This window comes from Thiorhodococcus minor, assembly GCF_010820565.1.
Taxonomy (GTDB): Bacteria; Pseudomonadota; Gammaproteobacteria; order Chromatiales; family Chromatiaceae; genus Thiorhodococcus; species Thiorhodococcus minor.
Genome location: NZ_JAAIJQ010000071.1, coordinates 1 through 11,669 on the forward strand (window position 1 = coordinate 1; position 11,669 = coordinate 11,669).

Annotated in this window: 11 protein-coding genes; 5 read left to right on the forward strand and 6 right to left on the reverse strand. The window is 66.1% G+C overall.

The genetic code is table 11. The features are described 5' to 3' along the window. Positions 1-204: 204 nt before the first annotated feature. Positions 205-1,485 carry a hypothetical protein gene (locus tag G3446_RS19340; RefSeq protein ID WP_164454495.1) on the reverse strand — a complete coding sequence of 427 codons (1,281 nt, stop codon included), beginning with the start codon at positions 1,483-1,485 and terminating at the stop codon, positions 205-207. A gap of 302 nt (positions 1,486-1,787) precedes the next feature. On the opposite strand from G3446_RS19340, the gene G3446_RS19345 reads away from it, so the two are divergent. Continuing rightward, positions 1,788-2,750: a hypothetical protein gene (locus tag G3446_RS19345; RefSeq protein WP_164454497.1), complete on the forward strand. Its 963-nt coding sequence runs from the start codon at positions 1,788-1,790 to the stop codon at positions 2,748-2,750. A gap of 173 nt (positions 2,751-2,923) precedes the next feature. Here the strand turns inward: G3446_RS19345 and G3446_RS19350 are convergent, their stop codons facing one another. The 4 genes from G3446_RS19350 to G3446_RS19365 form a co-directional block, all read right to left on the reverse strand. Next, on the reverse strand, positions 2,924-3,667 hold the full coding sequence (locus G3446_RS19350) for a DUF3592 domain-containing protein (RefSeq protein WP_164454499.1): 744 nt from the start codon (positions 3,665-3,667) through the stop codon (positions 2,924-2,926). A 587-nt stretch (positions 3,668-4,254) separates the two neighbouring features. Beyond that, entirely contained in the window at positions 4,255-4,734 is a 480-nt protein-coding gene (locus G3446_RS19355; RefSeq protein WP_164454501.1) for a very short patch repair endonuclease, read from the reverse strand. Between the two features lie 42 nt (positions 4,735-4,776). Then, a complete protein-coding gene (locus G3446_RS19360; RefSeq protein WP_164454502.1) occupies positions 4,777-5,949 on the reverse strand; it encodes a dicarboxylate/amino acid:cation symporter in 1,173 nt (390 codons plus the stop codon). Positions 5,950-6,075: 126 nt separating this feature from the next. Continuing rightward, positions 6,076-7,512: a Mur ligase family protein gene (locus G3446_RS19365; RefSeq protein ID WP_164454504.1), complete on the reverse strand. Its 1,437-nt coding sequence runs from the start codon at positions 7,510-7,512 to the stop codon at positions 6,076-6,078. Between the two features lie 33 nt (positions 7,513-7,545). Here G3446_RS19365 and G3446_RS19370 point away from each other — a divergent pair, with 33 nt between their 5' ends. From G3446_RS19370 to mtaB, 4 genes are all read left to right on the forward strand, one after another. Further along, on the forward strand, positions 7,546-8,037 hold the full coding sequence (locus G3446_RS19370) for a hypothetical protein (protein ID WP_164454507.1): 492 nt from the start codon (positions 7,546-7,548) through the stop codon (positions 8,035-8,037). A gap of 398 nt (positions 8,038-8,435) precedes the next feature. Next, entirely contained in the window at positions 8,436-9,086 is a 651-nt protein-coding gene (locus tag G3446_RS19375) for an Hsp20/alpha crystallin family protein (protein ID WP_164454508.1), read from the forward strand. A gap of 51 nt (positions 9,087-9,137) precedes the next feature. After that, complete coding sequence (locus G3446_RS19380) at positions 9,138-9,557, forward strand: YybH family protein (RefSeq protein WP_164454510.1); 420 nt, start codon at positions 9,138-9,140, stop codon at positions 9,555-9,557. A 39-nt stretch (positions 9,558-9,596) separates the two neighbouring features. Continuing rightward, entirely contained in the window at positions 9,597-10,916 is a 1,320-nt protein-coding gene (gene mtaB / locus G3446_RS19385; protein WP_164454512.1) for a tRNA (N(6)-L-threonylcarbamoyladenosine(37)-C(2))-methylthiotransferase MtaB, read from the forward strand. A 180-nt stretch (positions 10,917-11,096) separates the two neighbouring features. On the opposite strand, the gene G3446_RS19390 is transcribed toward mtaB, so the two are convergent. Further along, entirely contained in the window at positions 11,097-11,666 is a 570-nt protein-coding gene (locus tag G3446_RS19390) for a hypothetical protein (protein ID WP_164454513.1), read from the reverse strand. Between the last annotated feature and the right edge of the window lie 3 nt (positions 11,667-11,669).

Here is an 11,669-nt window from a genome sequence, read left to right on the forward strand (position 1 = left end):
CGCAGTGCGGGAAATCTGCATGCTGCGTTTGACGAGGGGGGCCAGGGGCGACCCTGGCCTCTACTCTACCGGTTCCAATTGCCGAATCTAGGCTCAATGCATTGCTGTCACCGGGCCTGCGGCCATGAGCCTCGGCGTCGGAAGGGGCGCGAGCCCTGACTAAGCCATCCCCCGCGAGCTGGGGGTGGCAACGAAACGGCGGCATCAGCCGTGATACGCCTTGCCGAGGCGTCTTCGCCGATACAGCCTGTAGCTTGTGATCAGCAAGAGGAGCAGCCATGGGAGTCCGGCCGACACGGCTAACAGCAAGAGGAGGCGACGCTCCATGTCGGAGATGACATCGGAGGGAGGCGGAATGCGATTGACGATGCTCGTACACCCAGGCGCTTCATTCCGATTTAGGGCCAATCGCACGGCGCGTCGGTAGTGCCGGTCGTCGGCAGCGATCAGATAGTGGTCACCGGCTTGCCATGGCGCGAGCGGGTCGTCGAATCCGGATCTGCCGGTATAGGAGCGCCAGCCGAGCCAGAGGCAGGCTGTCTCGATGGGCGATGCCGTGGCGATCAGGCGCACGTGCCAGTGATCGGTGTATGAGCCGCCCCGATCGGCGTTGCGCGTCGTCTGTTTACTGTAGGTCGCTCCCGGTGAGGGCAGAACCCTGAGCGATTCAATGCGGTAGATCTCCCGTCCTCCTTGAGCATGCTTGTCCGACAGCTGCTCGGCGTCCGCCAGAGGGATGATCTCGGCCCGCTGATACCAGAGCCAGCGCTCCACGGTGTAGGCGCCAAAAAGCCCGAGCACTAACAGCGTCAGACCCAGCCCGAAATCGAACACCAGGTCCGGCGTCCGGGTCCAACGTCTCACGCCCAAGCGATGCAGCAGTCTGTCGAGCAGCACAGGGAACATCATGAAGATCGCAACGCCCATGACCATGGCGACCACCGCAAGGATCCAGAAGCTCAGCAGATGACCGAGCGCGCCGAGCACCCCGGAGAACAGCCCAAAGGACGCGCTCAGGATCAGCTGTGCCAGGAGGACGTGCAGCACGACCGGCCAAACGCCGGGGGGACCCGTTGGCGTGCCATCCGCCGCATAGAGATCCCGGTTCTTGGCCGCTGGCGAAGCTGGCCTTGGCCGCTGCCTCGGTGAGGGTCGGCGTGCTCGGGCGTCCGGTCGGATGCCTTTCTTGGGCGCCTTCTTGGGCGCCCTGATCAGTGGCTTCGGCATCCCCGTTTCCAGCGGCGGCCGCTCCGGATGCTCGAGGCTGGCGCGGAATGCGGCGAGGAAGCGTTGCTCGGCGGCATCCAGGGCTGGTGTTTCGAGGGCTTGGCTCAATCGGTCGATGACAGCCTTCGCCTCGGAGAGCGGCTTACCAGAGGCCCGCATGTAGGCGCGAATGGCCACGACCTCTCGCCCCTGCAGCAGATGTTCGAGAATCTCGTCGCGAGCACGCTGCGCGCCTGGTGTTAGCGGTTTCTCATCCACGTTTCTGTGCTCCTGCAAAGCGGCCCTTGCGTCCCTTCTCAAGGCCCTGGTCTGGTGGGACCTGCGCCTTCCTCTGGTCTGAGCCACAGGCTGACCGACGCGAGGCGTCAGTGAGGGGCTTGTCTGGAACAGCGGCGGCTTGTCCGTTGGCATCGGCATGCCCAGTTTGCGAATGAGGCTGCCGCCCAGGTGAATGTCCTCGAAGGCCCGGCGGGGCCAAGCGTTCGTCGTCACAGGTACGCGCGGTTACAGAGCTTGTCGCGCAAGACACGCCCACGAGCAGCAACAGGAGCATCGTCGTCATGCCATCCCGAAGCGCCAACTGGATCCTCATCGCCTGCGCCCTTGTGATCGGACTGGGTCTTGGCGTCCTCGCCATCGACCGCTGGGTGGTGAAACGCGACCTGCCTCCGAAGGAGCAGCAACTGGCGGCACTGGCGGAGGATTTCGGTCTCACCCTGCGCGACGACGACGTCTCCCTCGCCGAGCTGCGCGCACTCCTGAGTCCGTTCGCGGCCACCACCGGAGCCCCCGACCGCATCGGCCCGGCCCTGTCCCGGTCCGACGGCGAGCGCCTGCTGTGGCTGTTCGAATACAGCTCGCGGGAAACCGCCATCGCCCGTGTCGGGAAGCCCGATGTCCATGCTGAAGTGACCCTATTCGGCATCCTGCTGGATCTCGGCCCAGGCCCGGATCTGCCGGCGTGGTCTCAGGCCGAGGACTCCAGGCCGCCGGCCCCGCCCCACACTGTCGACAGCATCGCTCGCCTCGCCCGTCTCGACGGCTACCGGATGGCGATGCACGGCCGGCGGGTACTCTTCGTCTCGACGCTCCAGACATGGGCGCTGAAACAGGTGGCGGAACAGCGCACCAGCGCCGAGCTCCACCCCGGCCTTTTCAACAGCGCGATGAAAGTAGAGGTTCAGCTGGCACTGGACACGGTCAACGCCATGGATCTCGACATGGCACCCCTCGACCGCTTCTACCAGATCGACATCGGCCCCATCGACCTGCCGAAGCCGGACGCCTCGGGACTGCGCAGCGCACTCGAGGAAAGCAGCCGCCAGGCCAAGGAGCAGCTGGACAGGGACATGGCCGAGCTGCGCGAGCGGATGGCGCGTCAACGCGAGGAGAATCGGGCCAGATTCGAGGCCAGGCTACAGCAATTCCGGGACAACGCTGGCGTCGGAAACGAGAGGCTGGAGCGCGCGGAAGCAGCGCCTGAGGCGCCCGCGCTCGCGGAGCCGGCAGACAGGGGGCAGTGACTGAGCCCCCTGCGCGGCGGCTCTCGGGGTGGCATCGGGAGCGGATAGCAGGCGACCCACGTCGCCAGCCTGCTGGTCGTCAGCGCCGGCATGTGCCGCATGCCGTTCGGCCTTTGGCTGGCTCCCCGCGCTACAGACAGCTATCCAGGGCGTCGACCACAAGGGCGGGGGTTTCAAGGACGGGATGACCGCCCCTGTGTCAGGCGCAGCGCGCGTCCTTTGCTCCATCGGATCCAACCGGCGCTCAGGATGACAACACCAACGATGATCGCGACTGTGACAGGCGCTCTTGTCGCACCCCAGGCAAGTGCTGAAGCCATCATGGCACCCAGCAAGATGAGGAGAGCCCGATTCATCCCCTTCTGGAATCGGCGCTCGGTAGCGGCCGCCATTGGTGTCGTCACGAAGATGCGACGCACCAATTTGGACAAAGAAAACAGCCCCCATCCCAAGGTCACAGCAAGGAAGATCATCCCCACCATCAGAACAGCCATACCAGAAAGGGCTGTTTCTCGCTCTAACGTGCTTTTTGACGGATCTTCCGGGTCTACGAAAATCTGAACGGGATTTCCAGGGGCGTAGAGATCCGATGCGGCAGCAGCTCTCGCGCTGGCCTCGGAAGGCGAGCCGTCGCGACCGATCGCCAATCGGTCGCGTCCGTGGAGACGGGCTCCGTTGATGGCGTAGGCATACTGGATATCGACACTGGACGACCAAAGGTCTCGCGAAGAGGTATTGACGTTCCCGCGGCGGCTATCTGGCTTACTGACGATAACAGTCGCGGTGACGGGCGTGTAATGCGTGCTCGCATTCTTGACGCCGTGCAGTCCGGCTGCGGTAAAGAGAGCGCCGAGCAACACGACGGCCAGCCATGCGATTGTCATCGCAATCGCAGCCAATACTTTCTTGATCGACATTAGCAATCCAGATGACATCGCTTTGCGCACTCCATCAGTTAGGTCGTCCCTGATCCTGGCCTTGATCGTCCGTTGGATCGGTAGGGTGGACGAGCGAGAGAGACTGTGAGAGTCATCCAAGCGCACCGCGAAGATCGCAGATTGGTGTAGGTTGGGCCGACGCAGGAGGCCCAACAATCAAAGTGTTAGGCTAGCCGCCATGTTGGGCTTCGTACCTCAGCCCAACCTACGCAGAATGTCTTCACAGTCTCGAGAGCGAAGTCCACCGAATCCCGCGCCGGCGCTGGTGGACTGCGCTGCGATTGTTCAGCCAGCGGGAGGCCGGGCCAATCGATGATCGACGCCCTGATCCTTGGGCGATGTGCATCCCACCGGCGAAGTCGCACACCCGCTGTAGAGCCAGCCAATCCATCTGCACCAAGGGCTCAACACCGGCCGGTTGCGCCGCTTGCGCTCGACTTCCACGCGTTGAACGGCTGCGTCAGTTGCGGTTCAACGGCTCTCTTTAGGATTGCTGCTGCCGCCGGGCCATCGACTGGCACCAATCGCCGCGGGCATCGCGGCGAGGGGGAAGGGACGCCCCGTCGCTATTCCGAGCGCCGATCGGCCTGAATGGCGCGTGCTTGCGCGAGACGGGCAACCGCCTCGGTCGCGCCGTCTGGGTCCTTGAGAATGTCCGTCTCCCAGAGGCGTAGCACGCGCCATCCGCGGGACTCCAGCTCCAAGGTGTTTCTTCTGTCGCGCTCTAGGTTGTAGCGGATCTTTTCGACCCAGTAGCCTGGGTTATGGCCCTGGGCGAGCTTGCGCTGGCGCTGATCCCAGTCGCGCCCGTGCCAGAAGTCGCCGTCGACGAAGACCGCCAGGCGGAGCTTGCGGAAGACGATGTCGGGCTTGCCGGGAAGCTCCTTGGCGTGAAGGCGGTAGCGCAGCCCGCGCGCCCAGAGGCGTTTGCGCAGCAGGGCCTCGGCGCCGCTGCCCTTGGCGCGGTTCTTTCGCTTGACTGCCGATGCCTGCTTGGACGCGGGGCTGAGCGCGTCGAAGCGTGGCGCGATCCGCTGTTTGGTCATGGCGAAAGCTGCCTTGCCGGCTGACGACTCTTGGTTATCCGTTCAGGACCGCCGAAGGTCGCGATCGACGATGGCGGCGACGACGAGATCTCCCCAGACGTTGATGGCCGTGATCGGATAGTCGAAGAAGCGGTCGACGACGATGTAGAGCGCGAGATAGGTCTGCGGGAGTCCGAGCAGGTCCAGCATGAAGGCCATCATGGCGATGCCGCCGCCCGGGATGCCGGCGGTGCCGGCGGAGGAGGCCATGGTCAGCAGGACGATGAAGACCGCCTGCGGCAGCGTCAGGTCGACGCCGGCCAGCTGCGACATGAAGATCAGCAGGATGGCTTGATAGAGCGCCGAGCCGTTCATGTTGAGCGTGGCGCCCAGGGGCAGGGTGAAGCTGGTGACCCGCTCGGCGACGCCCTGCTGCTCGAGGCTCTGCTTGGAGACCGGGTAGGTCGCGGAGCTGGAGGCGGTCGACAGGGCCGTGAGCAAGGGGACGCGACAGGCGGCGATGAAGGGCCAGGGCGGGCGCCCGGTGCGCGCGCGGTAGAGCAGGGGCAGGGCAACCATGGCGTGCAGTCCGGCCGCGAGTGTCACGGCCCAGACGAAGGCATGGAGCTGGAAGACGCCAGCCCAATCCATGCCCGCCAGGCTGTCATAGACCAGTGCAGCGATGCCGATCGGCGCCAGTGCGAGCACGCCGCGAAGGAGCTGCATGAGCAGGGCGTCCAGGGCGCGGGCACCGTTGAGCAGGAATGTCCGCTCCGTCTCCGCAATCCGCCGCGAGGCGAGCGCGGCCACCACGGCGACGAAGACGATGTGCAGGATGTTGCCCTCCGCCAGGGAGGCGAAGAGGTTGGTCGGGATGAAGTTGCCGACGAGCTGCTCCACGCTGAAGCCCGCCCCGCCCTGATCGACTTGCTCGAGATCGAGCAGACCCGCCGGCACGTCGGCCGAGAAGCCCAGCCCGATCGCGGTGCCCAGCATCGCCGCAACGACTGAGGTGGCGAGGTAATAGGCCAGGGTGCGCCCGCCGATGCGTCTGAGGTCCATGCCGCCGGAGAGCGAGGCGTAGATGGACACCAGGATCAGCGGCAGGATGAGCAGCTTCAGCAGGGACAGAAAGATCTGCCCGGCCCAGGCGACATAGGCAGCGCCCTCGGGCAGCAGCAGGGCGAGCAGGATGCCGGTCAGCAGTCCGACGGGGATGGAATAGAGCTGGCGCATCCGCGGTCCTCCCTCGCGCTCAGTCGGCTTGGCCGTTTGCTAGCGGACGCCGGCATCGCGGCCCGCTGCTCAAGACGGGGGCGCGCGGCGCGCCTCCCGGCAATCGGTGCTCCTTGGGTCCCGGCATTAGGTCCACCCCAGCCGTTCGGCGTTACGGGCGACCTCGTCCTGGTCGCTGTAGTCGATCTTGCGCCCGCCCTGGTCGATATAGCGCTCATGGCCCTTGCCCGCGATGAGCGCGATCCATGGCTCCGCGGCCGGCCGCTCGGCGAGCAGGTCGAAGAGGCGTGCGATGGCCGCCGGGCGCTCGACGACGACCTCGCGGATGGGCTCGGGAACCCCTGGCAGGATGTCGGCGATGATGGCCTCGGGGGCCTCGGTGCGCGGATTGTCCGAGGTGACGATGACCTGGTCCGAATGGCGCGCCACGGCCTCGCCCATCAGGGCGCGCTTGGTGCGATCCCGGTCGCCGCCGCAGCCGAAGAGCGTAAGGACGCGTGCTTGCGGGAAGCCGGCGCGGATGGCGGTGAGGATGGTCTCCAGGGCGTCGGGCGTGTGGGCGAAGTCGACCACGATGGTGCGGCTGCCGAAGACGCGGCACTCGAAGCGCCCGTCCACGGGCTCAAGGTGCCGCCAGAATGACGCTGGCGATCTGTCGAGCAGTTGGCTCGCCAGAACGGACGCCAAGGCGTAGTTGGACCTGTTGTGCTCGAGTGCCAGGAAGGGTTTGGCGGCGATGGCCTCTGCGCTGACCTCGGCGGGTGCGATCAGCTCGATGGGCGCCTTGGTCATCCCTTGCTGTGACAGTCGCTCCACCACCGCGGGGCTCGCGCAATAGAGGCGGCCGCCCGCCTGGATGAGGTCGAGGATGCCTGCCTTGGCGTTGAAATAGGCCGCCTCGTTATGGTGGTAGTCCAGGTGATCCTGGGTGAAGTTGGTCCATGCGGCGTTGCTGAACGGGATCCCATGCACGCGGCCTTGATCCAGGGCGTGACTGCTGGCCTCCATGACGACCAGGTCGCAGGCGTCCTGCTGATCGCGCAGCAGGCGGCGCAGCTCGATCAGCGGCGGCGAGGTGAAGCCGGTCTCGACCAGACGCTCGCCGTTGCGAAAGACGCCGAGGGTGCCGATGGAGAGCACGCGCTTCCCTTGGGCGGTCAGGATGGACTCCAGGTACTTTACGGTCGTGGTCTTGCCATTGGTCCCGGTGACGCCGACGAAGGTGAGGTCTGGGCGCAGGGGATAGCAGAGGTCGCAGAAGCGGCGGATGACCTCGGCCCAGTCGTTCGGTCGGGCCACATAGATGCCCTGCGCCGGCATGCGGTCGAAGCACTGCAGCATGCGGTTCGTGACCAGGACGGCGCAGGGGCAGCGCGCGAGATAGCGCGCGTAGATCTCCATGTCCGTCTTGCCGTCCTCGAAGCGCTGGAAGAAGAGGATGGAGCCGGCGTCGCAGCGGTCCGCGCGCCACTGGATGTTGGTGAGTGCGCCTTGGGCTGTCGCCGGGCGCCGCCACGCGAAGTCGGTGGTCGCGAGGAGTTGGGACAGCGGACTCTCGGGCATGGGCTTGGCTCAGTTGCAAAGAGGAGACGGCAGATGCTCATTCTCGCCGACACGGACCGAATTAGGGAGATGCTTGGGCGATTCGGTCTGGGCTTGGTGCAGTTGGAGGACGCGGAGCCCATTCCTGGCTCCTACTGGGGCGACTTCGAGGCCGGGCTCATCGGCGACCGACTCTATGCGCGCCGCTCCACGCCGCTGCACTCGATCCTGCACGAGGCCTGTCATTGGATCTGTATGGACGCTGAGCGCCGCGCGCGGCTGCATACGGATGCGGGTGGCGACTATGCCGAAGAAGACGCAGTCTGCTATCTGCAGATCCTGCTCGCGGAGGCCATTCCCGGCGCCGGGCGCGACCCCATGCTCCGCGACATGGACGATTGGGGCTATACCTTCAGGCTCGGCTCGGCACGCGCCTGGTTTGAGCAGGACGCCGAGGATGCCCGCGCCTGGCTGCTCGCGCACGGCCTGATCGACCCGCAAGGATGCCCGACCTGGCGGGTGCGTGATGCTGTCGATCTCAGCTAATGGCGGCTCGCGCGAGCCCGGTTGCCGCGTATACTTGCCCACTCAGGATTGCGGGCGTCGATCATCGATTGGCCCGGTATCCCGCAGTAGGGTGGACAAGCGCAGCGCAGTCCACCAAGGCTGGCACGGGATTCGGTGGACTTCGCGCTCGAGACTGTGAGAGTAATCCAAGCGCACCGCGAAGATCGCAGATTGGTGTAGGTTGGGCCGACGCAGGAGGCCCAACAATCAAAGCGTTGGGCTAGCCGCCATGTTGGGCTTCGTGCCTCAGCCCAACCTACGCAGAATTTCTTCACAGTCTCGCTCGCCTGTCCACCCTGCCGGTCCGACTGACGATCAAGGCCCGATTGCGCGAGCCGACTTCACCCAAAAAGCAGATCACCATGAGGACGCCTTCAATGCTCAAGAGATCCCCTTGGTCCGTGACTCTTCTTGTGGCTGTTCCCGCCCTGGCCTGGGCCTGGTCGCCGCCCTACGCCCCCGAGATGCCGCTTCCCGGCTCCTACTTCGGCTACCCGGGAGCCTATCCGCAGCCCTATGGGATGCCGGTCCCGCCAGCATGGCCCGCGTATCCCGGCGGCTGGATGGGGCCGCATTCCACCTCGGGGCTGCCTCAGCCGTCTGCGGGCGAGCCTGATCGACAGACGGTTGCGCCCTCGGCGCAGCCAGGTCCGGAGTGGGGCGGCTATGGTCGGCCGCTGGGCGCCATGCCCATGATCCCGCGCCTGGATGTCGCGCGCCGGATGGAGGGAGATGACTATCTGATCGACATCCGGGTCGAGAACATCGAGCCGGATCGGATCGAGATCCGTCCCGGCCGTCGCGGGCTCGTCGTCTCCTACGACAAGTCTGTCAAAGTCGACCGCGAGGATCAGCTCCCGGCCGGCGCCGGCTATCGCCGCAGCTACAGCATCTCGCACGGCGTGATCACGCGCCGCATCGGTCTGCCGGCCGACGCCGAGCTGGACGCCATGGCGCGCGAGGAGAGCGACGGACACATTCTGCTGCGCATCCCGCGTGCTGCCTCGCCACGGCGGGGCGCTTGGTAGCCCAGGGGCTTCGGCGTCAATCTTCACCCCCACCTGGAGGAATCGCACCGCATGCAATTCGAGACCCCGCAAGACGTCGAAGACGCCTACTACGACGCCCTGGAGAGCGGTGACGCGGAGGCCATGGCGCGGATTTGGGAGCCGTCGCACGACGTCGTCTGTCTCTTGCCCATGACGCCAGTCGCCCGAGGGCCGCAGGTCCAGCGTCTGTGGCAGGCCATCTTCGAGCAAGGCGGTAAGTTCGATCTGCAGGTGCGGCACCTCGCGTGGATCGAGGGCGAAGAGGTGGCGATCCACCTCATCGAGGAGCGCACCCCGAGTCAAGGCCCGGGGGAGGCGCCGCCCCCCATCTACGCATCCAATCTCTTTCGTCGCGGCCCCGAAGGCTGGCGCCTGCTCATGCACCAGAACTCGCCGACGCCCCCGCCCCCGCCCGGCGTGCCCGGAAATGGTCAGACCGCCTTTGCTTGATGCCACCTGGGCCCAGTGTGCGGCCCGAGATCAGATCCAGTGTCCCGATCCCATCGCGTAAAGCTCCAGACGCTCGGCTGCCGCCTCAACGAGGCGGAGCTCGAGGCCTGGGGCGAGGGCTTTCAGCGCAAGGGGGTCGAGGTGGTCGGCGGGGATGAGCCGGCCGACCTCGTCGTGATCAACACCTGTGCGGTGACGCAGGAGGCGGTGCGCAAGTCGCGCCAGATCCTGCGCAAGAGCCACCGCGAACTGCCTGGGGCGCGCCTGATCATCAGCGGCTGTCTCGCGTCGCTGGAGGCGGATGCCCTGGCGCGCGAGGCGGGCGTGGATCTCGTCGTCAGCAATGCGGACAAGGACCGCCTGGTCGACATCGCCATGGAGGCGCTAGAGATCCCGGCCATGCCGGAGCTGGCGATCACCGACGTGGCTAGCCCACTCTTCGCGCGCGGGCGTCAGCGCGCCTTCGTCAAGGTGCAGGACGGCTGCCGCTACCAGTGCACCTTCTGCATCACGACCCAGGCGCGCGGCGCGGAGCTCAGCCGGCCGGTGGACGAGGTGGTCGCGGCCATCAGACGTTTGCATGGGGGCGGGGTGAAGGAGGTGGTCCTTACCGGCGTTCATCTTGGGGGCTATGGCAGCGATCTCGGCGTGGATCTGGCCGGGCTCATCGAGCGGGTGCTCGCGGAGACCAAGATCCCGCGTCTGCGGATCGGCTCGCTGGAGCCTTGGGACCTGCCCGACGGCTTCTGGGAGCTGTTCCAGGACCCGCGTCTCATGCCGCACCTGCATCTGCCCCTGCAAAGCGGCTCGGATGCCGTGCTCAAGCGCATGGCCCGCCGCTGCAAGACGGCGGAGTTCGCCCGGCTCGTCGAGCGTGGACGGCAGTCTGTGCCGGACCTCAATGTGACCACCGACATCATCGTCGGCTTCCCGGGCGAGACCGACGCCGACTGGCGCCAGACGCTGGACTTCGCCGAGGCCATGGCGTTCGGCCATATCCACATCTTCAGCTATTCACCGCGTGCAGGTACCCTGGCCGCCAAGCTGCCGGACCCCATAGACGCGGCGGTGAAGAAGGCACGCTGCCAAGGCCTGCAAGGTCTGCTCAAGGACTCCAAGCTGGCCGTGATGCGCGCCCAGATCGGCAAGCGTGTCAGCTTGCTGCACGAGAGTGCCGCCAAGGAGCGGGATCAGGCGTGGCGCTCCGGATACACGCCAAACTACCTTCCGGTGAGACTGATCGGGGGCCAGGAGGAGACGGGAAACCAGATCCTGGATGTCGAGCTGACGGATGTCGACGAGGCGGGCGAGCTGATCCTGGCTCGGCCCGTCGGTCAGCCTGAGGCTGCCGGCCGCTAGTTCGCCGTTTCATTCGATGTGGTGGGAGCGCGCCGGGAGCGTTGGTCTCCAGGTCAACAGGTGTCGGCCTGGAGGCCGACACTCCCAGCACTGCCGACACCCACATGAATGTCGGATCCCAACTGAGCGTGAAACACGCCAATCGGCGTGGGCCGGGCGCGGCGCCGCACGCGATGAGGGTCAGAGGCCGCCTTCTGCCTGCGCGGCGCGCTCCGCGTCCAAGGCGGTGGCGATATAGGCCAGCGAGACGCCGAGCTCGCGCGTCCAGGACAGCTCGATGTGCCATTCCAGGGTGGGGTCCCAGCGGTGGGTCGCGCGGCCTTCGCCGCGTCTGATCGAGGCGAGCCGGGCTGCTGGTGTCTTGGCATAGCTCGGGAAGCGACTATGGTCCTCGCCATCGCCATAGATCTGGCGCAGGTCGTTGTAGATGTCGTCGAAGCGCAGCTGGGTCGAGATGGCGTAGGCGCGGACGACCTTGTAGATCCTTCCCTTGTAGGCGAGCAGATAGAGCTTGTCCGTGCCGTCGGCGAAGACCATGGCTAGGCTGTCGCCGTTCGACTGCCGGCCGAGCGGTGCCGGCATGCCGCGCAGGGCGCGCTCGAGGTCTCCGCCAAGGCAGTAGCGGCCAAAGACTTGCTTGAGACACTGCTCGTCAGCCGAGGCTGTCGGCACGACGGCGAGGCTGGACCAGAGGAGGGTGAAGAGCGTCAGCATGGCCTTGGCGAAGCGTCTTCCGAGTCTCGAGCCCATCTT

Excerpts from the sequence above, each read along its gene's own strand:
- G3446_RS19370 (WP_164454507.1), top strand. The coding sequence starts at position 7,546 with ATGCTCATTCTCGCCGACACGGACCGAATTAGGGAGATGCTTGGGCGA.
- G3446_RS19380 (WP_164454510.1), top strand. The coding sequence starts at position 9,138 with ATGCAATTCGAGACCCCGCAAGACGTCGAAGACGCCTACTACGACGCC.
- G3446_RS19345 (WP_164454497.1), top strand. The coding sequence starts at position 1,788 with ATGCCATCCCGAAGCGCCAACTGGATCCTCATCGCCTGCGCCCTTGTG.
- G3446_RS19350 (WP_164454499.1), bottom strand. The coding sequence starts at position 3,667 with ATGTCGATCAAGAAAGTATTGGCTGCGATTGCGATGACAATCGCATGG.
- G3446_RS19360 (WP_164454502.1), bottom strand. The coding sequence starts at position 5,949 with ATGCGCCAGCTCTATTCCATCCCCGTCGGACTGCTGACCGGCATCCTG.
- G3446_RS19375 (WP_164454508.1), top strand. The coding sequence starts at position 8,436 with ATGCTCAAGAGATCCCCTTGGTCCGTGACTCTTCTTGTGGCTGTTCCC.
- G3446_RS19390 (WP_164454513.1), bottom strand. The coding sequence starts at position 11,666 with ATGGGCTCGAGACTCGGAAGACGCTTCGCCAAGGCCATGCTGACGCTC.
- G3446_RS19355 (WP_164454501.1), bottom strand. The coding sequence starts at position 4,734 with ATGACCAAACAGCGGATCGCGCCACGCTTCGACGCGCTCAGCCCCGCG.
- G3446_RS19365 (WP_164454504.1), bottom strand. The coding sequence starts at position 7,512 with ATGCCCGAGAGTCCGCTGTCCCAACTCCTCGCGACCACCGACTTCGCG.